The organism is Streptomyces sp. NRRL S-920 (assembly GCF_000717945.1).
In the GTDB taxonomy this organism is placed as follows: Bacteria; Actinomycetota; Actinomycetes; order Streptomycetales; family Streptomycetaceae; genus Streptomyces; species Streptomyces alboniger.
Genome location: NZ_JODF01000017.1, coordinates 60,388 through 80,508 on the forward strand (window position 1 = coordinate 60,388; position 20,121 = coordinate 80,508).

At 72.1% G+C, this 20,121-nt stretch carries 21 protein-coding genes; 14 read left to right on the plus strand and 7 right to left on the minus strand.

From position 1 onward, the window contains the following. Position 1 precedes the first annotated feature (1 nt). A complete protein-coding gene (locus IG54_RS0115080; protein ID WP_030783028.1) occupies positions 2 to 736 on the plus strand; it encodes an SseB family protein in 735 nt (244 codons plus the stop codon). 46 nt (positions 737 to 782) lie between these two features. On the opposite strand, the gene IG54_RS0115085 is transcribed toward IG54_RS0115080, so the two are convergent. Beyond that, positions 783 to 1,169, minus strand: a complete 387-nt coding sequence (locus IG54_RS0115085; protein WP_030783031.1) for a DUF1844 domain-containing protein — start codon at positions 1,167 to 1,169, stop codon at positions 783 to 785. 393 nt (positions 1,170 to 1,562) lie between these two features. On the opposite strand from IG54_RS0115085, the gene infC reads away from it, so the two are divergent. From infC to IG54_RS0115135, 10 genes are all read left to right on the plus strand, one after another. Further along, entirely contained in the window at positions 1,563 to 2,225 is a 663-nt protein-coding gene (gene infC / locus IG54_RS0115090) for a translation initiation factor IF-3 (RefSeq protein WP_213083947.1), read from the plus strand. A gap of 107 nt (positions 2,226 to 2,332) precedes the next feature. Further along, positions 2,333 to 2,527, plus strand: coding sequence for a 50S ribosomal protein L35 (gene rpmI, locus IG54_RS0115095; RefSeq protein ID WP_007829094.1), 195 nt, complete (start codon positions 2,333 to 2,335; stop codon positions 2,525 to 2,527). 95 nt (positions 2,528 to 2,622) lie between these two features. Beyond that, positions 2,623 to 3,006 carry a 50S ribosomal protein L20 gene (rplT, locus tag IG54_RS0115100; protein ID WP_030783035.1) on the plus strand — a complete coding sequence of 128 codons (384 nt, stop codon included), beginning with the start codon at positions 2,623 to 2,625 and terminating at the stop codon, positions 3,004 to 3,006. Positions 3,007 to 3,186: 180 nt separating this feature from the next. Continuing rightward, positions 3,187 to 4,032: a TrmH family RNA methyltransferase gene (locus IG54_RS0115105; RefSeq protein ID WP_030783038.1), complete on the plus strand. Its 846-nt coding sequence runs from the start codon at positions 3,187 to 3,189 to the stop codon at positions 4,030 to 4,032. A gap of 38 nt (positions 4,033 to 4,070) precedes the next feature. Then, positions 4,071 to 5,210, plus strand: a complete 1,140-nt coding sequence (locus tag IG54_RS0115110) for a sensor histidine kinase (RefSeq protein WP_030783040.1) — start codon at positions 4,071 to 4,073, stop codon at positions 5,208 to 5,210. A gap of 165 nt (positions 5,211 to 5,375) precedes the next feature. After that, on the plus strand, positions 5,376 to 6,506 hold the full coding sequence (gene pheS / locus IG54_RS0115115) for a phenylalanine--tRNA ligase subunit alpha (RefSeq protein ID WP_030783041.1): 1,131 nt from the start codon (positions 5,376 to 5,378) through the stop codon (positions 6,504 to 6,506). Further along, a complete protein-coding gene (gene pheT / locus IG54_RS0115120) occupies positions 6,506 to 9,016 on the plus strand; it encodes a phenylalanine--tRNA ligase subunit beta (RefSeq protein WP_030783043.1) in 2,511 nt (836 codons plus the stop codon). Before pheS ends, pheT begins: the two co-directional genes overlap by 1 nt. 398 nt (positions 9,017 to 9,414) lie before the next feature. Further along, the gene (locus IG54_RS0115125; RefSeq protein ID WP_037897142.1) at positions 9,415 to 10,404 is read left to right on the plus strand and encodes a PP2C family protein-serine/threonine phosphatase; all 990 of its coding nucleotides are present in this window, start codon (positions 9,415 to 9,417) and stop codon (positions 10,402 to 10,404) included. Between the two features lie 276 nt (positions 10,405 to 10,680). Beyond that, entirely contained in the window at positions 10,681 to 12,030 is a 1,350-nt protein-coding gene (locus IG54_RS0115130) for a hypothetical protein (protein WP_030783047.1), read from the plus strand. 74 nt (positions 12,031 to 12,104) lie between these two features. Continuing rightward, on the plus strand, positions 12,105 to 12,647 hold the full coding sequence (locus IG54_RS0115135; RefSeq protein WP_030783050.1) for an NUDIX hydrolase: 543 nt from the start codon (positions 12,105 to 12,107) through the stop codon (positions 12,645 to 12,647). Here IG54_RS0115135 and IG54_RS0115140 read toward each other — a convergent pair whose 3' ends face one another. Both IG54_RS0115140 and IG54_RS0115145 read right to left on the minus strand, forming a co-directional pair. Next, on the minus strand, positions 12,648 to 12,905 hold the full coding sequence (locus IG54_RS0115140) for a hypothetical protein (protein WP_030783052.1): 258 nt from the start codon (positions 12,903 to 12,905) through the stop codon (positions 12,648 to 12,650). A 181-nt stretch (positions 12,906 to 13,086) separates the two neighbouring features. Beyond that, positions 13,087 to 13,947: a 3-hydroxybutyryl-CoA dehydrogenase gene (locus tag IG54_RS0115145; RefSeq protein WP_030783054.1), complete on the minus strand. Its 861-nt coding sequence runs from the start codon at positions 13,945 to 13,947 to the stop codon at positions 13,087 to 13,089. 186 nt (positions 13,948 to 14,133) lie between these two features. Here IG54_RS0115145 and IG54_RS0115150 point away from each other — a divergent pair, with 186 nt between their 5' ends. Beyond that, positions 14,134 to 15,369, plus strand: a complete 1,236-nt coding sequence (locus IG54_RS0115150) for a glycoside hydrolase family 10 protein (RefSeq protein ID WP_030783056.1) — start codon at positions 14,134 to 14,136, stop codon at positions 15,367 to 15,369. A gap of 13 nt (positions 15,370 to 15,382) precedes the next feature. On the opposite strand, the gene IG54_RS0115155 is transcribed toward IG54_RS0115150, so the two are convergent. Both IG54_RS0115155 and IG54_RS0115160 read right to left on the minus strand, forming a co-directional pair. Then, a complete protein-coding gene (locus tag IG54_RS0115155; RefSeq protein ID WP_030783057.1) occupies positions 15,383 to 15,577 on the minus strand; it encodes a DUF1918 domain-containing protein in 195 nt (64 codons plus the stop codon). 96 nt (positions 15,578 to 15,673) lie between these two features. Further along, complete coding sequence (locus tag IG54_RS0115160; RefSeq protein WP_030783058.1) at positions 15,674 to 16,648, minus strand: DMT family transporter; 975 nt, start codon at positions 16,646 to 16,648, stop codon at positions 15,674 to 15,676. On the opposite strand from IG54_RS0115160, the gene IG54_RS0115165 reads away from it, so the two are divergent. Both IG54_RS0115165 and IG54_RS0115170 read left to right on the plus strand, forming a co-directional pair. Next, complete coding sequence (locus IG54_RS0115165; protein ID WP_030783060.1) at positions 16,647 to 18,083, plus strand: PLP-dependent aminotransferase family protein; 1,437 nt, start codon at positions 16,647 to 16,649, stop codon at positions 18,081 to 18,083. The two genes, IG54_RS0115160 and IG54_RS0115165, sit on opposite strands and share 2 nt — an antisense overlap. A gap of 69 nt (positions 18,084 to 18,152) precedes the next feature. Continuing rightward, positions 18,153 to 18,590, plus strand: a complete 438-nt coding sequence (locus IG54_RS0115170) for a GNAT family N-acetyltransferase (protein WP_030783062.1) — start codon at positions 18,153 to 18,155, stop codon at positions 18,588 to 18,590. On the opposite strand, the gene IG54_RS0115175 is transcribed toward IG54_RS0115170, so the two are convergent. Together IG54_RS0115175 and IG54_RS0115180 are read right to left on the minus strand one after the other, a co-directional pair. Next, positions 18,541 to 19,059, minus strand: coding sequence for a DUF6314 family protein (locus IG54_RS0115175; RefSeq protein WP_234336175.1), 519 nt, complete (start codon positions 19,057 to 19,059; stop codon positions 18,541 to 18,543). The two genes, IG54_RS0115170 and IG54_RS0115175, sit on opposite strands and share 50 nt — an antisense overlap. A gap of 30 nt (positions 19,060 to 19,089) precedes the next feature. Continuing rightward, entirely contained in the window at positions 19,090 to 20,079 is a 990-nt protein-coding gene (locus IG54_RS0115180; RefSeq protein WP_030783069.1) for an aldo/keto reductase, read from the minus strand. Positions 20,080 to 20,121: the final 42 nt, after the last annotated feature.

Consider the following 20,121-nt stretch of genomic DNA (forward strand, 5'->3'; position numbering starts at 1 on the left):
CATGGCGAACAAGAACATTCCCGACCCCGGTTTCTCCGACGACGACGGCACCGCCGACCCCCGGCTCGCCGCGGCGCTCACCGCCTGGTCGCAGGACCGTACGGCCCACGGGCCCGTCCTCGAAGCCCTGGCCGAGGCCCGGCTCCTCGTTCCCGTCGTCGCCGTACTCGGCGAGGTCGAGGAGGACGAGAACGGCCTTCGCCGCGAGAAGACCAGCGACATGGCCGTCCCCACGCTCAAGGCCGGCGACCGCAAGGCACTGCCCGCCTTCACCTCCACCGAGGCCCTCGCCCTGTGGGACCCGGCGGCCCGGCCCGTCGCCGTCCCCCTGCACCAGGCGCTCCAGGCCGCGGCCCACGAACAGGCGGACACGATCGTCCTGGACCTCGCGGGCCCCGTCCCCTACGAACTGGGCCGGGCCGCGCTGCTCGCCCTCGCCGAGGGCCGCGCCGGCGCCGACCCGCTCGCCGACCCCGCCGTCACCGGCGCGGTGCGCGCGGCCGTCGCCGCCGAGCCCGCCGTGCTCCGCGCCCACCTCGGCCCCGGCAGCTCCGACGGCACCCTCGCCCTGGTGCTCGACCCGAGCGCGGACCCGGCCGAGGCCGCCCAGCGCGTGGCCCGCCGCATCGCCGCCGACGAAACACTGAGGGCCCGCCTGGTGCGCGGCCTCGACCTGGCGATCCTGCCGGCCGAGGCGACGCCACCGGGCGAGCCCCTCTACGTACGTACTGACTGATCCGTGCGTACTGACTGACTACCGGGATCTCCCCGGGACGGGCGGCTCAGCCGAAGACCGGGCCCGTGTACTTCTCGCCCGGCCCCTGGCCCGGCTCGTCCGCGACGATCGACGCCTCGCGGAACGCCAGCTGGAGCGACTTCAGGCCGTCGCGCAGCGGCGCCGCGTGGAACGAGCTGATCTCCGTGGCGCTCGCGTCCAGCAGACCGGCCAGCGAGTGGATCAGCTTGCGGGCCTCGTCGAGGTCCTTGTGGCCCTCGCCGCCCTCGGCGAGGCCGAGGTTCACGGCGGCGGCGCTCATCAGGTGGACCGCCACCGTGGTGATCACCTCGACCGCGGGGACGTCCGCGATGTCACGGGTCAAGGTGTCGAAGTCGGGGGAGTCGGGCCCGGGGACCTCGGGGGACTCGGGGGCGGGGGTCGTGTCGCTCATGTCCCACACGATAAGCCGCGCCCCGCACCGCCCGGCCCCCGGGAGCCCGCGGCCCGGCCGGTTCGCCCCACCCCCGGGGAGCTGCTAACCTTGTGTAACGACCGGCCGGAGACCCGCGTGCCAACGCAAGGATCCGGCCCACAAGTGGAGGCTCCGATCTCCCACCTGGCCGCTCCTAGGAGCGGCGGGTCACCGGTCAGGCGGCCGAAGTCCCCGAGGCTTCGGGTCGCCCGATGTGCGCCCCGCGATCACCGCGGAGGTGCTCCGGTAGTACGTGGAGCCCCTTCTGTGATCGGTCGGGGCATTTTTTATTGCCTCGCGCGGTTGGTCCAGTCAAACAGACGTAACGCGGCTGTCCGCCAGACGGTCGCGTGGTGCTACCGAGGAGGATCCATCAGCGCCGAGCCCCGCATCAACGACCGGATTCGCGTTCCCGAGGTGCGACTTGTCGGCCCCAGCGGCGAGCAGGTCGGGATTGTTCCGCTTGCCAAGGCCCTGGAGCTCGCGCAGGAGTACGACCTCGACCTTGTCGAGGTCGCGGCGACCGCGCGGCCGCCCGTGTGCAAGCTCATGGACTACGGGAAGTTCAAGTACGAGTCGGCCATGAAGGCCCGTGAGGCGCGCAAGAACCAGGCGCACACGGTCATCAAGGAGATGAAGCTCCGGCCGAAGATCGACCCGCACGACTATGACACCAAGAAGGGTCATGTCGTCCGGTTCCTCAAGCAGGGCGACAAGGTCAAGATCACGATCATGTTCCGTGGTCGCGAGCAGTCCCGCCCCGAGCTGGGCTTCCGGCTGTTGCAGCGTCTCGCTTCGGACGTCGAGGACCTCGGGTTCATCGAGTCGAACCCGAAGCAGGACGGCCGAAACATGATCATGGTTCTCGGTCCGCACAAGAAGAAGACCGAGGCGATGGCCGAGGCCCGTGAGGCCCAGGCGGCCCGCAAGGCGGACGCGAAGGCCAACCCGGGCCGCTCGCAGAACTCCGCCGAGGGGGAGGAGCCCTCCGAGGCTCCCGCCGAGGCCCCGGCCGAGGCCAACGCCGAGGCCTGATCTCCCGGACGCGAGTCCAGGGGATCGCCAACTGACACATATGGCTCCCGGATGCCCGGTTTCACGACCGGGCATCGGAGTGCCACTGACGAGGAGAGAACGGCGCTATGCCGAAGAACAAGTCGCACAGCGGTGCCAGCAAGCGCTTCAAGGTCACCGGCTCCGGCAAGGTGCTCCGTGAGCGCGCCGGCAAGCGCCACCTGCTCGAGCACAAGTCGTCCCGTCTGACGCGTCGCCTCACCGGCAACGCCGAGATGGCCCCGGGCGACGCCAAGAAGATCAAGAAGCTTCTCGGCAAGTGAGCCGGGGCGCGCACCGCGCGCCTCGCTCTGACCGGGACCCAATCGATACCGGGTCGTGTGAGTCCAACCACGGCCCCGCTACAAGGAGTTAACAAGTGGCACGCGTCAAGCGGGCAGTCAACGCCCACAAGAAGCGTCGGGCGATCCTCGAAGCGGCCAGCGGCTACCGCGGCCAGCGCTCGCGCCTGTACCGCAAGGCCAAGGAGCAGGTCACCCACTCCCTGGTCTACAACTACAACGACCGCAAGAAGCGCAAGGGCGACTTCCGTCAGCTGTGGATCCAGCGCATCAACGCCGCTGCCCGCGCCAACGGCATCACCTACAACCGCTTCATCCAGGGTCTGAAGGCCGCCAACATCGAGGTGGACCGCAAGATCCTCGCGGAGCTGGCCGTCAACGACCAGAACGCGTTCGCCGCGCTGGTCGAGGTCGCGCAGAAGGCGCTGCCGAGCGACGTGAACGCGCCGAAGGCGGCCTGACGCCCGCGGTTCGCTCAGCGTGATCTTCGGACCCGTAAGCCGCTTGGCTTACGGGTCCGCTTGCGTTCGGGCTCTCGTCTGCCCTCTGCTCTTGTCTGCCGTCCGCGGACCGTGACCGGCTGGTCGCGCAGTTCCCCGCGCCCCTGCGGGGCGCCCGCATAGTTTCCCGAAGGTGAGTTCATGACCGCCGCCCCCGAGTTGATCTCTCCCAAGTCGCCGCGCGTCAGTGCCGCCCGGCGGCTGGCCAAGCGGAACTTCCGGGGGAAGGAGCGGCTGTTCCTCGCCGAGGGGCCGCAGGCCGTGCGGGAGGCCGCCGGGCACGCCGACACGCTCGTCGAGCTGTTCGCCACCGTCGACGCCGCCGAGCGCTACGCCGACATCGTGGGGGAGGCGCGGGCCGCCGGCGCCAAGGTGCACCTCGCCGACGAGGACGTCATCGCCGACATCTCGACGACCGTGACGCCCCAGGGGCTCGTCGGGGTCTGCCGGTTCCTCGACACGCCCTTCGAGGAGATCCTGGCCGCCCGGCCCAGGCTCGTCGCCGTCCTCGCCCACGTGCGCGACCCCGGCAACGCAGGCACCGTACTGCGCTGCGCCGACGCCGCGGGCGCCGAGGCCGTCATCCTGACCGACGCCTCCGTCGACCTCTACAACCCCAAGGCGGTGCGCGCCTCGGTCGGTTCGCACTTCCATCTGCCGGTCGCCGTCGGCGTACCCGTGGAGAGGGCCGTGCAGGGCCTGAAGGACGCGGGCGTACGCATTCTCGCCGCCGACGGCGCGGGCGAGGACGACCTCGACACGGAGCTGGACAAGGGCACCATGGGCACCCCCACCGCCTGGATCTTCGGCAACGAGGCGTGGGGCCTGCCGGAGGAGACCCGCGCACTCGCCGACGCCGTGGTGCGCGTTCCGATCCACGGCAGAGCCGAGAGCCTCAATCTCGCGACCGCCGCCGCCGTGTGCCTCTATGCGTCCGCTCGTGCACAGCGCGCCGCCGGAGGGTGCCGCTCCGTCACATCCAGCTAGTAGGGTGACGGCCCAGTCCGAGAGGTGGGGTACGGGGAATGAGCGTCGGCACGAGCAGCGCACCGGGAGTACCGGACATCGTCCGTGCTCGCGCGGACTGCGGTCACGGTGATCTCGGCGACCTCGGAGTCGACCCCGACGAGCTGCCCGACGGGCTCGTCGTCGCGGACGAGACGGGCCGGATCATCTGCTTCAACGCGGCCGCCGCGCGGATCACCGCCGTCCCGGCCGACGACGCCATCGGCGCGCCCCTGGAGCGCGCCCTTCCCTTAGAGGACCTGGAAGGCCGCCGCTGGTGGCAGCTGACCGATCCCTACGGAGGCCTCGCCATCCGCGTCGGCCAGCCCGAGCGCAATCTGCTGCTGCCGGGCGGCCGCGAGGTCCTCGTCTCCGCCCGCTATCTGCGCACCACCCGCACCGGGCCCGTACGCCGCGTCATCATCTCCCTCCGCGACACCGACGCCCGCCGCCGCACCGAGCGCAGCCACGCCGAGCTGATCGCCACCGTCGCCCACGAGCTGCGCTCCCCCCTCACCTCCGTCAAGGGATTCACGGCCACGCTGCTCGCCAAGTGGGAGCGGTTCACGGACGACCAGAAGAAGCTGATGCTGGAGACCGTCGACGCCGACGCCGACCGCGTCACCCGGCTGATCGCGGAGCTTCTCGACATCTCCCGCATCGACTCCGGACGGCTCGAACTGCGCCGCCAGCCCGTCGACATAGGCGCGGCCGTCTGCCGGCACATCCAGGCGCACGTCGCCTCGGGCCAGGACGCCGACCGCTTCCTCCTGCGCCTCCAGCGGCCGCTGCCCGACCTCTGGGCGGACCCCGACAAGATCGACCAGGTGCTCAGCAACCTCCTGGAAAACGCGGTGCGGCACGGCGAGGGAACCGTCACCATTGACGTGGCGCCCTTCTCGTCCTCGCGCGAGCGGGGCGGCGCCGAGACCGCCGTCACCGTGAGCGACGAGGGCCCCGGCATTCCGGAGGAGTCGATGGGCCGCGTCTTCACCCGCTTCTGGCGGGGCAGCAAGCGCGGCGGGACAGGACTGGGGTTGTACATCGTGAAGGGCATCGTGGAGGCGCACGGCGGGACGATCACCGTCGGCCGCGCGCCCGGCGGCGGCGCCGAGTTCCGATTTTCGTTGCCCGTGGGGGCCCCGGCGTATCTCCAGTGACTCAGCTGAGTCAGTGAGGGCGCCCTGAGCAGCCCGCGGGCGCATTCGATCACCACACCCCCGTTAGACTCGGTCGTTGGCACTTTGCGTCCCCAACCTTGGGACACTCCGTCTCCGATTCGTCGACGGGGACCATCCGCCAGCCAACCGGAAGCACGGGAAGAGATGTCGGCACCGAACAAGTCGTACGACCCTGTTGAGGTCGAGGCACTGAAACCTGAAGAGATCGAGCGCATGCGGGACGAGGCGCTCGCCGCCTTCGCGGCCGCGGACTCCCTCGACGCGCTCCAGGAGGCCAAGGTCGCGCACACCGGCGGCACCTCGCCGCTGGCGCTCGCCAACCGCGAGATCGGCGCGCTGCCCCCGCAGGCCAAGGCCGAGGCCGGCAAGCGCGTCGGCATGGCGCGCGGCGCCGTGAACAAGGCGCTGGCCGCCCGCCAGGCCGAGCTGGAGGCCGAGCGCGACGCCCGCGTCCTGGTCGAGGAGGCGGTGGACGTCACACTGCCGTACGACCGCACGGCCGCCGGTGCCCGGCACCCGCTGACCACGCTCATGGAGCGGGTCGCGGACGTCTTCGTCGCCATGGGCTACGAGGTCGCCGAGGGCCCCGAGGTCGAGGCGGAGTGGTTCAACTTCGACGCCCTGAACTTCACGCCCGACCACCCGGCCCGGCAGATGCAGGACACGTTCTTCGTCCAGGGGCCCGAGGGCGCCACCGGTGACGAGTCCGGTGTCGTACTGCGGACGCACACCTCCCCGGTCCAGGCCCGCGCGCTCCTGGAGCGCCGTGAGCCGCCCGTCTACATCGTCTGCCCCGGCCGCGTGTACCGCACGGACGAGCTGGACGCCACGCACACCCCGGTCTTCCACCAGATCGAGCTGCTCGCCGTCGACGAGGGCCTGACCATGGCCGACCTGAAGGGCACCCTCGACCACATGGTCCAGGCGCTCTTCGGCCCGGACATGAAGACGCGGCTGCGGCCGAACTACTTCCCGTTCACCGAGCCGTCCGCCGAGATGGACATGGTCTGCTACGTCTGCCGCGGCGAGTCCGTCGGCAACCCCGACCGCCCCTGCCGCACCTGCGGCAGCGAGGGCTGGATCGAGCTGGGCGGCTGCGGCATGGTCAACCCCAAGGTGCTCACCGCCTGCGGCGTCGACCCCAAGAAGTACAGCGGATTCGCCTTCGGGTTCGGCATCGAACGGATGCTGATGTTCCGCCACAACGTCGAAGACATGCGAGACATGGTCGAGGGTGACATCCGGTTCACCCGGCCGTTCGGGATGGAGATCTGATGCGGGTCCCGCTTTCCTGGCTGCGGGAGTACGTCGACCTCCCCGCCACCGAGACCGGCCGTGACGTGCAGGCCAAGCTCATCGAGGTCGGCCTCGAGGTCGAGACCGTCGAGCAGCTCGGCACCGGCCTCAAGGGCCCGCTCGTCGTGGGCAAGGTCCTGACCATCGAGGAGCTGGAGGGCTTCAAGAAGCCCATCCGCTTCTGCACCGTCGACGTCGGCACCGCCAACGGCACCGGCGAGCCCCAGGAGATCGTCTGCGGCGCCCGCAACTTCGCCGTCGGCGACAAGGTCGTCGTGGTCCTGCCCGGCGCCGTCCTGCCCGGCGACTTCGCGATCGCCGCCCGCAAGACGTACGGCAAGACCTCGCACGGCATGATCTGCTCCGGCGACGAGCTGGGCATGGGCGACGACGGCAGCGGAGGCATCATCGTGCTCCCGCCCGAGCACGAGGCCGGCACCGACGCCATCGAGCTGCTCGAACTGGTCGACGAGGTCCTGGACATCGCCGTCACGCCCGACCGGGGCTACGCCCTGTCGATGCGCGGCGTCGCCCGCGAGACCGCCATCGCGTACGGCCTGCCGCTGCGCGATCCGGCGCTGCTCGACGTGCCCGCGCCGAACTCCTTCGGTTACCCCGTCAAGATCAGCGACCCGCTCGGCTGCGACCGCTTCACCGCGCGTACCGTCACCGGCCTCCAGCCCGAGGCCCGCTCGCCGATCTGGCTCAAGCGGCGCCTCCAGAAGGCCGGGATGCGTCCCGTCTCGCTCACCGTCGACGTCGCGAACTACGTGATGCTGGAGCTGGGCCAGCCCCTGCACACGTACGACCGCTCCCGCGTCCAGGGGACGATCGGCGTGCGCCGGGCCGAGCAGGGCGAGAAGTTCACGACGCTCGACGGCGCCAAGCGCGTCCTCGACGCCGAGGACCTGGTGATCACCGACGAGCGCGGGCCCATCGGCCTCGCGGGCGTCATGGGCGGCGCCAACACCGAGATCGCCGACCACGACGCCGAGAGCGGCACCACCGACGTCGTCATCGAGGCCGCGCACTTCGACGCGCTCTCCATCGCCCGCACCGCGCGCCGCCACAAGCTGGGCTCCGAGGCCGCCAAGCGCTACGAGCGCGGCGTCGACCCGCAGGCCGCGTCGGCCGCCGCCCAGCGCACGGTCGACCTGCTGGTCCTGCTCGCGGGCGGCACCGCCGAGGCCGGTGTCACCGAGATCATCGCCCCCAGCGCGCCGCACACGATCACCATGCCCGCCGACCACCCCGACAAGGTCGCCGGTGTCACCTACGGCCGCGAGACCGTCGTACGCCGCCTCCAGCAGGTCGGCTGCGACGTGTACGGCCAGGACGACCTGACCGTCACCGTGCCGTCGTGGCGCCCCGACCTCGCGGAGCCGAACGACCTCGCCGAAGAGGTCATCCGCCTGGAGGGTTACGAGAACCTCCCCTCGACCCTGCCGAAGCCCCCCGCGGGCCGCGGCCTGACCGAGCGGCAGCGCCTGCACCGCCGCGTCGGGCGCGCGCTGGCCGGTGCCGGGTACGTGGAAGCGCTGAGCTACCCCTTCATCGGCGAGAACGTGTTCGACCAGCTCGGCCTGGAGGCGGACGACCCGAACCGCCGCGTGGTCAAGCTCGTCAACCCGCTCTCGGACGAGGAGCCCGCCCTCCGTACGACGCTGCTGCCGGGGCTGCTCTCCACGCTGCGCCGCAACGACGGGCGGGGCAGCCACGACCTGGCGCTCTTCGAGACGGGCCTCGTCTTCCACCCGCGGGAGCAGCTGAAGGTCGCGGTGCGGCTGCCCGTCGACCGGCGGCCCACCGACGAGGAGATCGCCTCCCTCACCGACGCGCTGCCCGCCCAGCCCCGGCACGCCGCCGTCGTCCTCGCGGGCGCCCGCGAGCAGGCCGGCTGGTGGGGCAAGGGCCGCCCGGCCGACTGGGCGGACGCCGTCGAGGCGGCCCGCACCCTCGCCCGCGAGGCCGGTGCCGAACTCATCGTCGACCAGGGCCAGTACGGCCCCTGGCACCCGGGCCGCTGCGCCGAGCTGAAGGTCGTCACCGACGGCGACATCGTCGCCGTCGGCCACGCGGGCGAACTGCACCCGCGCGTCGTCAAGGCGTTCGGCCTGCCCGCCCGCACCTGCGCGATGGAGCTGGACCTGGACCGCCTGGAGCAGGCCGGCGAGGGGACGCTGCGCGCACCGCGCATCTCCGCCTTCCCTGTGGCCACCCAGGATGTCGCGCTGGTCGTCGACAAGGAGGTGCCGGCCGCCGTGGTCGAGTACTACCTGACCGGCGGCGCGGGTGAACTCCTGGAGTCCATCCGCCTGTTCGACGTCTTCGAGGGCGACCAGATCGGCGAGGGCAAGAAGTCCCTCGCGTACGCGCTGCGCTTCCGCGCGGCCGATCGCACGCTGACCGTCGACGAGGCCACCGCGGCCCGCGACGCGGCCGTCGCCCTGGCGGCCGAGCGCACGGGCGCGGTGCTCCGCGGAGCGTAGTCACCGTCCGTGGGCGCCGAGAGGCGCACATCCAGGCGCGTAGAGGGGCTCATCCGGATCATCGGATGAGCCCCTCACTCGTTAGGGTGACAACTGGCTTCACCCTGGCCCAATCGGGTCACTCGGTCGACAGAATCAGTCCGGCCGTAGGGGTCGGCCTGCGCGCTGAACAGGGCCTTAGGGGGGCCGTCGGCATGATCCGTACCAAGGCTGGGGCTCCCCGCCGGACGACGCTCGGGGCGAGGTTGCGGGGCTGTGGACCCCGGAACCGGGACAGAGGACGAAGCCGCGGCAAAGGCCCGTTCGTCCGTCTCAGAGACTCCCGGGCGGCGCCTCGGCCGCTTCCCCGGGTGAAGCGCGAGCCCTTCCGCCGCGCGCTGACGGTGGGCCTGCCCACGGTGTGGGGCGCCGTCGCCATCACCTACAAACTGGCCTGCCCGCTCGCCCAGCAGGACGACATGGGCGCGCGGATCGTCAGCAGCGCGGTCTTCTTCGCCGTCGGGACCGGGCTCGTCCTGCACGTCCGCGGGGCGCTGCTGCGGGAGTTGCGGCAGATGCGCGAGGTCGCGGGCGCCGCGCAGAACGTACTCCTGAGACCGCTGCCGCCCCGCACCGAGGGCCTCGCCCTCGCCGCCGGACGGCTCTCCGCCTCGTACGGCGCCACCGTCGGCGGCGATCTGTACGAGGTGACCGCCACCGAGCACGGCGTCCGCGTCGTCATGGGCGACGTCCGCGGGCACGGCCTGGCCGCCATCGCAACCGTCGCCGCCATCCTCGGCAGCTTCCGCGAGGCCGCCCACGACGAGCCCGAACTCCCGCTGCTCATGCGGCGGTTGGAGCGGGCGCTCGGGCGCCACCTGCGGGAGCGCTCCCGCGCGGAGCACCCCGCGAGCGGCGGGCCCGCACCGGAGAGCCCGCTGGCCGAGGAGTTCGTCACCGTACTCCTCCTGGAGATCGGCCAGGACGGTGACATTCTCGCGCTCAACTGCGGCCACCCCTGGCCCTTTCTGCTGAGCGGCCAGGCCCGGCCGCTGATAGAAGCCGATCCGCTGCCGCCGCTCGGCCCCTTCCCGCTCCCCGCCGAGCTGCCCGTGCTGCACTGCGGCCGGCTGCTGCCCGGTGAGGCCCTCGTCCTGCACACGGACGGCATAGAGGACGCGCGCGATGCGGCGGGGGAGTTCTTCCCGCTCCAGGCGGCGCTCACCGAGGCCGCCCGCGTCCAGCCGGTGTCACCGCAGAACCTCATCCGCGTGGTCTACGCCGAACTCCTGCGCCACACCGGCCGGTTGCCGGCCGACGACGCGGCGCTGCTCGTCCTGCGCAACGACCGCAAGAGGGTCCCCGTCCAGCACCCGGAGACGGAGCGACGCGCCCGCACCATGAGCTGAGGCCCCACGGGCGGGGGCGGACCGGCGATATGCCGTCCGCCCCGCCATGGAGTTGTCGGGCAGACGGCGGGACGGACGGCGCCGGTGAGGGCCGCCGCACTGTGGAGGGGGGAGCCGGCGGCCCGCCGGCCTCCTCGACTGGCGAGGTGCCCCAGTCAAGCGATCCCACACGGTGCGCGGCAGAGCGCACACCCCCCGGATCCGAGCACTCCGTTCACACCCCGTGTGAAGGCACCTCCACTACCCTGAACAGCACCGAGCCACCGGAGGGCATTCATGCAGCCCAACACCTTGCTCGACGCGATCCTCGACGAAGCGGGCATCTCGCACGCGGGACTTGCCGCACATGTGAACCAGGCCGGGAAGTCCAGAGGGCTCGCGCTGCGCTACGAACACACCGCCGTCTCCCGTTGGTTGAAGGGGCAGCGTCCGCGCGGCCAGGTCCCCGACCTGATCTGCGAGGTGCTCGCCGCCCGGCTGCAACGGCCCGTGACCCTCGACGACATCGGCCTCGGGCTGCCCGGTGTCCCCGCCGCCCACGTCGGCTCGGCCTCCTCCACGCTCTCCGGTTTCGTGGAGCGGGCCACCGCGCTGTGGCGCTCGGACGAACAGCAGCGCCCCCATCTGCTCGGCGCGCCCGCGGTCACCGGCACGCCCGCGGTGATGCCGGTATGGGAGTGGGAGAACCCGCCCGAGGACGTCGACGTCTCCCGCGGCGGACGCCACCCCGTCAGCACGGCCGACATCGAGATGATGCGCGCGGCCCGCGCCCACTACGAGCAGATGTACCGCAAGACCGGCGGCATCGCGACCCGCACCCGCATCGTCGGCTTCCTCAACGCGGAGGCCGCGCCGCTCCTGCGCGGCAGCTACGCCGACGAGACGGGCCGTCAACTGCACCGGGCCACCGGGGGTTTGGTGGCCATAGCGGGGATCTGCGCCTACGACTCCGACGCCCACGGCCTCGCCCAGCGCTACTTCCACCAAGCCCTGAGGCTGGCAAAGGCCAGCGGGGACAGGGGACTTGGGGCGTACGTCATCGCGCTCCTGGTCAACCAGTCCCTCTTCATGCGCGAGTACCGCCAGGCCGTGGCGTTCGCCGAGGCGGCGCTGCGGGCCGCGGGCCGCGACCTCACCCCCGCGCTCGCGTCCGATCTGTACGCGATGCAGGCCAAGGCGTACGCGCACCTGGGCGACGGCAGGAGCGCGCTCTCCTGCATCCGGCGTGCGGAGGCCGCGGCCGAGCGGATCCTGCGGGGCCGCGAGCCGGATGAGACGGGTTATGTCCAGCCCGGACTCGTCAACGTACAAGTGGCGGAGGCCCTGCTCAGCCTCGGCGATCTGGCCGGCGCCAGGGAGCACGCGGCGGCGGCCGTGGACACCCCGGCGCACGACCGGGGCCGGGTCCACCGGCTCGCCATGCTCAGCCAGATCGAACTGCGCCAGGGCAATACCGACGAGGCGGTGGCCACCGCGGTGCAGATGGCGGAGCAGGCACGGGGGATGGAGTCCCAGAGACTGCGCGACCGGCTGCGCGCGGTGCGCGAGCACCTGGTCCGCAGCGACTGCGCGGGCACGGCCGAGGCGGCCGCACTCATCGACGGGGCGCTGCGGGTGCCGCTGTGACCCCCTGACGCCCACTGCTCCACGGTTCGCCCTGCTGCGATATTGCCATCTACTCGGCGGAAGGTGGCAGAACCGTGCAGTGGACGAAAAAGAGCGAACAAAATGTGTATGGAAATCGGTGGTTCACCGTCAATCTCGCAGACGTCGAACTACCCGACGGCCGGCATCTGGACCACTTCCTCATACGGATGAGGCCCGTCGCCGTGGCCACGGTCGTCAACGACGCCAACGAAGTACTGCTGCTGTGGCGGCACCGCTTCATCACCGACAGCTGGGGTTGGGAGCTGGCGGCGGGCGTCGTCGAGGACGGCGAGGACATCGCGTACGCGGCGGCCCGCGAGATGGAGGAGGAGACCGGCTGGCGGCCGGGCCCGCTGCGGCACCTGATGAGCGTCGAGCCCTCCAACGGGCTCACCGACGCCCGGCACCACATCTACTGGTCCGACGAAGGGACATACGTCGGCCATCCCGAGGACGACTTCGAGTCGGACCGTCGCGAGTGGGTCCCTCTCAAGCTCGTCCCCGACATGGTGGCTCGCGGGGAGGTCCCGGCCGCCAACATGGCCGCGGCGCTCCTCCTCCTGCACCATCTGCGCCTCGGCCAGGACGCGCGCTAGCTAACGGCCGAGGGCCTGCCAGAGCGCCACGGCGAACGCCGCGACCGCCGCGAGAGCGACGATCGTGGGCAGCGGCCAGCGTGTGTGCTCCAGGGCGGCGACCTTGGCCTCCAAGGACTCCACGTTCTTGGCGGTCTGTTCGTCGTGCTGCGTGAGCAACGCCAGCCGTCCGTCGACGCGGGCGAGGCCCACGTCCAGGCATCGGCGTAACTCGGCGAGTTCTTCAGGGACCACGGCACTCTCGCCGTCGGTGGTCACGAGTCCACTCCTCTCTGTAGTGGCGCGTCCCCCCTTCCTCCGCACAGGAAGTCAACTCGCCTGGTGGACGGGGCGGGAGAGTGTGCGATGGGCATATGCGAGCCCGCCGCGCACACGGTGTGCGAACGCCGCGGGCCCGGCACTCACAGGAGTGCCGGGCCCGTCAAACACAGCGGGAGCGTCAGGAGTACGTGTAGAAGCCCGACCCGGTCTTGCGGCCGAGGCGGCCCGCGTCCACCATCCGCTGGAGCAGCGGGGGAGCGGCGTACAGCGGCTCCTTGTACTCGGCGTACATCGAGTCGGCGACCGAGGCGACCGTGTCCAGGCCGATGAGGTCGGCGAGCTTGAGCGGGCCCATCGGGTGGGCGCAGCCCATCTCCATGCCGTTGTCGATGTCCTCGCGGCTCGCGATGCCCGACTCGAACATCCGGATCGCGGAGAGCAGATACGGGATGAGCAGCGCGTTCACCACGAAGCCCGAGCGGTCCTGCGCGCGGATCGCGTGCTTGCCGAGGATCTTCTCGACCATCACCTGCGCCCGGCTGATGGTGCCCTCGGACGTGGTCAGCGCCGGGATCAGCTCGACGAGCTGCTGTACGGGCGCCGGGTTGAAGAAGTGGATGCCGATGACCTGGTCGGGCCGCGAGGTCGCGACGGCCAGCTTCACCAGCGGGATGGAGGAGGTGTTCGAGGCGAGGATCGCGTCCTGCCGGGTCACCACCTGGTCGAGCACCTGGAAGATCTCGGTCTTGACCTGCTCGTTCTCCACCACGGCCTCGATGACCAGGTCACGGTCGGCGAACTCGCCGAGGTCGGTGGTGAAGCTGAGGCGGGCCAGCGTCGCGTCGCGCTCCTCCTCGGAGATCTTGCCGCGCTCGGCGGCCTTGGAGAGCGAGTTGTACAGCCGCGTGCGGCCGATCTCCAGGGCCTCGCCGGTGGTCTCCGCGACCTTCACATCCAGTCCGGAGCGGGCGCAGACCTCTGCGATTCCGGCGCCCATCTGGCCACAGCCCACCACTCCGACGCGTGCGATATCGGTCATGGAGTCGGTCACCTCGTGCCTTTCGCTGATCAATGGGACGGCAGGGTCCGGTCCCCCGTATGGATGCGGTCCCCGCCTCGGCCGTGAACGTTACTCCGCAACCAGGGGTCCATGACGTGCCGGGTCGGGCATGCTGGCGGCAACCCGGCGGAGGGTGCCGGACACAGCGAGCTGAGGGGCGTACAGATGAGGCGTATGTCACGCAGGGGTTTCTCGGTGGTGGCCGCGGCGACGCTCGCGGGCCTGGCGAGGGCGGGGGACGCGGGAGCCGCCCCCGGCCGGCGCCCGAAGAAGCGGCGTGAGCTGCGGGGCATGTGGCTGGCGACCGTCGTCAACCGCGACTGGCCTTCCAAGCCGGGCCTGCCCGCGGCGCAGCAGCGGAGCGAGTTGCTGGCCTATCTGGACTCCGCGGTGAACCGCAGACTGAACGCGGTGGTCTTCCAGGTGCGGCCCACCGCTGACGCGCTGTGGCCCTCGCGGTACGAGCCGTGGTCGGAGTACCTGACCGGTGTGCAGGGCAAGGACCCGGGCTGGGACCCGCTGGGCACCGCGGTGGCGGAGGCACACCGCAGGGGCCTGGAGCTGCACGCGTGGTTCAACCCCTTCCGCATCGCCAACCACACCGACCCCTCGCGTCTGATCGCCTCGCACCCCGCGCGCGTGCACCCCGACTGGGTGGTGCCGTACGGCGGGAAGCTCTACTACAACCCGGGCCTGCCCGAGGTGCGCCGCTTCGTGCAGGACGCGATGCTCGACGCGGTCCGCCGTTACCCGGTCGACGCGGTGCACTGGGACGACTACTTCTACCCGTACCCCGTCGCGGGTCAGGTCTTCGACGACGACGAGGCCTTCGCGCGCTACGGCGGCGGCTTCCCGGACCGGGCCTCCTGGCGGCGCGACAACATCGACCGGCTGGTGCGCGAGATGGCGGGCCGGATCAAGAAGACCCGGGGGCGCACCCAGTTCGGGATCAGCCCCTTCGCGGTCTGGCGCAACATCGCGACGGACCCGACCGGATCGGACACCCGGGCAGGCGTGCAGACGTACGACGATCTGTACGCGGACACGCGCGGCTGGGTGAGGAAGGGCTGGCTCGACTACATCGTGCCGCAGGTGTACTGGAATATCGGCTTCCCCGCGGCGGACTACGCCAAGCTGGTCCCGTGGTGGAACGACGTCGTGCGGGACACGGGCGTACGCCTGTACATCGGTGAGGCGCTGTACAAGGCGGGCGACCCGGCGCAGCCCCCGGCCTGGCAGGACCCGGCGGAGCTGTCCCGCCACCTCACCTACGCCGAGGGCTTCCGCGAGGTGCGCGGGCACGTCTACTTCTCGGCGAAGGAGGTCGGCGTCGACAGGAACGGCGCGATGGCGCGGGTGGTCGCCGACCACTACCAGGAGCCGGCGAAGCCGCCGCGCTGATGTCCGGATTGCCTTAGTTCGCCGGGTCCTTGGGCTGTACGACGGTGTCGGGGCCCGGCGATACCAGCGTCTCGTGGCCGTCCTCGAACCGGACGCGGTACGGCGGGCTGCCATCCGCGCCCAGGACCTCGACGACCTCGGCGATCCGGTCGTGCTGCCCGACGACCCTGCCGTGCAGCACCAGCTTGTCACCCGCGGTTGCGCGCATGTGGAGGGCTCCCTCGTCCTGCTCTGCGGTCGCGTTCCGTGGCCGTCAGTCTACGACGGGTGCCGGGTATTGGCGCCTGGTCGGGCGGGCGGGGGATCAGCCTCGGGCCCGTTGGGTGACCGCGATGCAGACGAGCACGGCGGCCGCCGTCACGGGCGCGGCGACGGGCAGGTGCTCGCCGAGCAGGAACACCGACCAGACCAGCGTCAGCAGCGGCTGGGCGAGCTGGAGCTGGCTGGCCTTGGGGACGCCGATGGCCGCCATGCCGCGGTACCAGACGACCAGGCCGAGGAACTGCGAGCCGATCGCGGAGTAGAGCAGGCCCGCCGTGCTGTGCCCGGTCAGCTGGAAGGACTCGTGCTGGAGGGCGAGGACCGCGCCGACCGCGTTGAGCGGCAGGCAGAGCATCAGCCCCCAGCCGATGACCTGCCAGCCGGGCATCTCGCGGGCCAGCCTGCCGCCCTCCGTGTAGCCGGCCGCGCAGATCAAGAGCGCGCCGAAGAGATAGAGGTCGGCGGTGGACAGGGCGCCGCCGCTCTGCTGCACGGTGAACGCGATGACGGCGGCGGCCCCGACCAGCGCCGCCGTCCAGAACATGCGCGAGGGCCGCGCGCCCGTGCGCAGCGCCGAGAGCACGGCGGTGGTCAGCGGGAGCAGACCCACGACCACGGCCGCGTGCGCGGTGGTGGACGTCTGGAGGGCGAGCGTGGTGAGCAGGGGGAAGCCGACGACGACGCCGGCGCCGACCACCGCGAGGCCTGCCCAGTGGCGGCGGTGCGGGACCGGGACGCGCAGGGCGAGCAGGCAGCCGCCCGCGATCAGGGCGCTCAGGACGCCGCGCAGGGTCACGAGGCTCCACGGGCCGATGCCCTCCAGGCCCCACGCGGTGGAGGGGAAGGTGAGCGAGAAGGCGGTGACGCCCAGGGCGGCCATCAGGGTGCCGGTGCGGCGGGCGCTGTGCGGCGCGGCCGTGGGGGTGGCGGCGGGGCCGGTCGTCGTGGAGGTCGCCGGGACGGGGGCTTCGGTGACTGCTATCCGCCTCGGGCGAGTAGCGCTATCCTGTGCTGTCATGCATGACAGTAGCAGCGTGGGCGAACTGGCGAAACAGCTACGGAGTGAGCTGGACCGCTACTCCCCGGGTGGAAAGCTGCCGTCGAGCCGTGCGCTCGTCGAGCGGTTCAAGGTGAGTCCGGTGACCGTGTCGCGGGCGCTGGCGCAGCTGGCCGCCGAGGGGCTCGTCGTCACCAGGCCCGGCGCCGGGGTCTTCCGTGCCGTGCCGTCGGCGCCCGCCGCGCCGGCCGGGGACACCTCGTGGCAGGAGGTGTCGCTGAGTGCCGATGCCGCGGCGGAGCTGGTGCCGCGCGGGGTCGACGCGACCGGAGTGCTCGCCACCCTGGCCGCGCCGGCGCCGGGCGTCATCGAGTTCAACGGCGGCTACCTCAATCCGGCGCTCCAGCCCGAGCGCGCCATGGCCGCGGCGCTCGCGCGCGCGGGGCGGCGGCCCGGGGCGTGGGGGCGGCCGCCCGTCGACGGCCTCCCCGAGCTGCGGGAGTGGTTCGCGCGAGGGGTGGGCGGCGCGATCACCGCCGCCGAGGTGCTGATCACGGCGGGCGGGCAGAGCGCGCTGACGACCGCGCTGCGGGCGCTCGCCCCGCCGGGGGCGCCGGTGCTCGTCGAGTCGCCCACCTACCCCGGCATGCTGGCGATCGCCCGCGCGGCGGGGGTGCGCCCCGTGCCGGTGCCGGTCGACACCGACGGGGTCCGCCCGCGGCTCCTGGAGGCCGCGTTCCGCGCGACGGGCGCCCGGGTCTTCGTCTGCCAGCCGCTCTTCCAGAACCCGACCGGCGCGGTGCTCTCCGCCGAGCGGCGCCCCGAGGTCCTGCGGATCGCCCGCGAGGCGGGCGCGTTCGTCATCGAGGACGACTTCGTGCGCCGCCTCGTCCACGAGGACGCCGGCCCGCTGCCGCGGCCCATGGCCGCCGACGACCAGGACGGCGTCGTCGTCCACGTCTGCTCGCTCACCAAGGCCACCTCGCCGAGCTTCAGGGTGAGCGCCCTCGTGGCGCGCGGGCCCGTCCTCGAACGGCTGCGCGCCATCCAGGTCGTCGACCACTTCTTCGTGCCGAGGCCGTTGCAGGAGGCGGCCCTCGAACTGGTCGGCTCACCGGCCTGGCCGCGCCATCTGCGGGCGGTCGCGGGCGAGCTGCGGGTCCGCAGGGAAGCCATGGCCGCCGCGCTGCGGCTGCGTCTTCCCGAACTCGCGATGCCGCACATCCCCGCGGGCGGCTACCACCTGTGGCTGCGGCTGCCCGACGGCACCGACGAGACGGCGCTGGCCTCGGCCGCCCTGCGCGCGGGCGTCGCCGTGGCCCCCGGCCGCCCGTACTTCGCGGCGGAGCCCTCGGCGGCGTACGTCCGGCTGAGCTTCGCGGCGGTCGCCGGGGTGGGGGAGATCGGTGAGGGCGTGCGCAGACTGCGCGAGGCCTGTGACGAGGTGCGGGGGTAGCCGGGGGCGCCCGTCCCAGCAGGCGGAATCCGCTCGACGCCGCGCGGCGGCTGCTGCGAGGGTCGGACCATGAACGACAGTGTCACGCTCCACGGGGAGTACGAGATATCCGCCGACCCCGCCCGCATCGACGCGGACCGCGTCCACCGGTGGCTGTCCACGGACGCCTACTGGGCCCTCGGCCGCAGCCGCGCCAAGCAGGACGCGGCGATCGCGGGGTCGCTGAACTTCGGCGCGTACGAAGGGAGTTCGGGGGAGCAGGTCGCGTACGCCCGGGTGGTCACCGACCGGGCCACGTTCGCCTGGCTCTGCGACGTGTACGTCAGTCCCGCCGCGCGCGGCACCGGGCTCGGCACCGCGCTCGTCGAGGCGGTCCGCGCGCACCTGGAGCCGTTCGGTCTGCGTCGCGTGCTCCTCGCCACGGCCGACGCGCACGGGGTCTACGAGAAGGTGGGGTTCACGTCCCTGGAGGTTCCGGAGAGGTGGATGGTGCTGGGCAGCCAGTGACCCGGCGGCCTCCCGCGCCGACGCGTACGCGCACGTAGTCCGTGACGAGCAGCAGGTCCTTGGCCGGGCCGCCCACCCGCCACCGGGTGCGCCAGCGGTCCGCGTCGTACACCTCGAACTCGCCGTCGTAGCGGTCCGCGGCGCACGGATGGTCGGCGGTGTGGCGGCCGGAGCGCAGGTCGAGGCCGTGGAAGAAGCGCCCGTCGGCGAACTCCACGCGGGCCGTGCCCGGCGGCTCGCCGGGCAGGAAGCGCAGGGTGCGCTCGGCGGGGCGCCCGGTGCCGCGCCAGGTGAAGACGCCCGACTCCCGGTGGAGGAGCCCGCCCTCGTCCGGGGCGGGCAGCGGCGAGAAGAGCGTCGTACCGGCGAAGCCGCCCTCGGACCCGTCGGCGAGGTCGCGGACCGTGCGGGTCACGCGCCACTCACCCACGAGATGGTCCAGGACGTCCGGGACGGGCAGAAAACGCATACCGGCAGGTTACGCGGAGGGGCCCGCGGCTCAGCTGTCGACGACCGACATGCTGCGCTCGTCGTACCGCGTGCCCGCGACCCCGCCCGCGGGCGCCGCCGCGTCGATGGCCTTGAGGTCCTCGGCGGACAGCTCGATGGTGACGGCGGCGACGTTCTCCTCCAAGTACTTCTCGCGGCGCGTGCCCGGGATCGGTACGACGTCGTCGCCGCGGTGCTGCACCCAGGCGAGAGCGAGCTGCCCGGCGGTGACGCCCTTCTCGGCGGCGAGCGAGTTCAGGGTGTCCACGATCGACAGGTTCCGCTCCATGTTGCCGTCGGCGAAGCGGGGCTGGGTGCGCCGCAGATCGTCCTCGGGGAGAGCGTCGAACGAGGTGTAGCGGCCGGTGAGGAAGCCGCGCCCGAGCGGTGAGAACGGCACGAGACCGATGCCGAGTTCGCGGCAGACGGGCGCGATCTCCTCCTCCAGGTCCCTGGTCCACAGCGACCACTCGCTCTGCAACGCGGCGATCGGATGCACGGCGTGCGCCCGCCGGATCGTGCGCGCGCTGGCCTCGGAGAGCCCGAGGTGGCGCACCTTGCCCGCCTCGACCAGCTCGGCGAGCGCGCCGACGGTCTCCTCGATCGGCACGGCCTTGTCCACCCGGTGCACGTAGTACAGGTCGATGTGGTCGACCCCGAGCCGCCGCAGCGAGGCGTCGCAGGCCTCGCGCACGTACGCGGCGTCGCCCCGGATGTGCGGCGGCTCGCCGACGCGGTTGGCGAAGCCGAACTTCGTGGCGACCACGGCCTGTTCGCGCCGCGGCCCGGCGAGCGCGCGGCCGATCAGCTCCTCGTTGTGGCCGTTGCCGTAGAAGTCGGAGGTGTCGAGCAGGGTGACGCCGAGATCGAGGGCGCGGTGGATCGTCGCGATCGACTGGGCGTCGTCCGACGTGCCGTAAACATGGCTCATCCCCATGCATCCGAGCCCCTGCGCCGAGACCGTCAGTGCGCCGAGCCGGCGGGTGGGAAGGCTGGTCATGGTGGTACCTCCTGGCTGGTGCTCCGTGGTCGGTCCTGACCC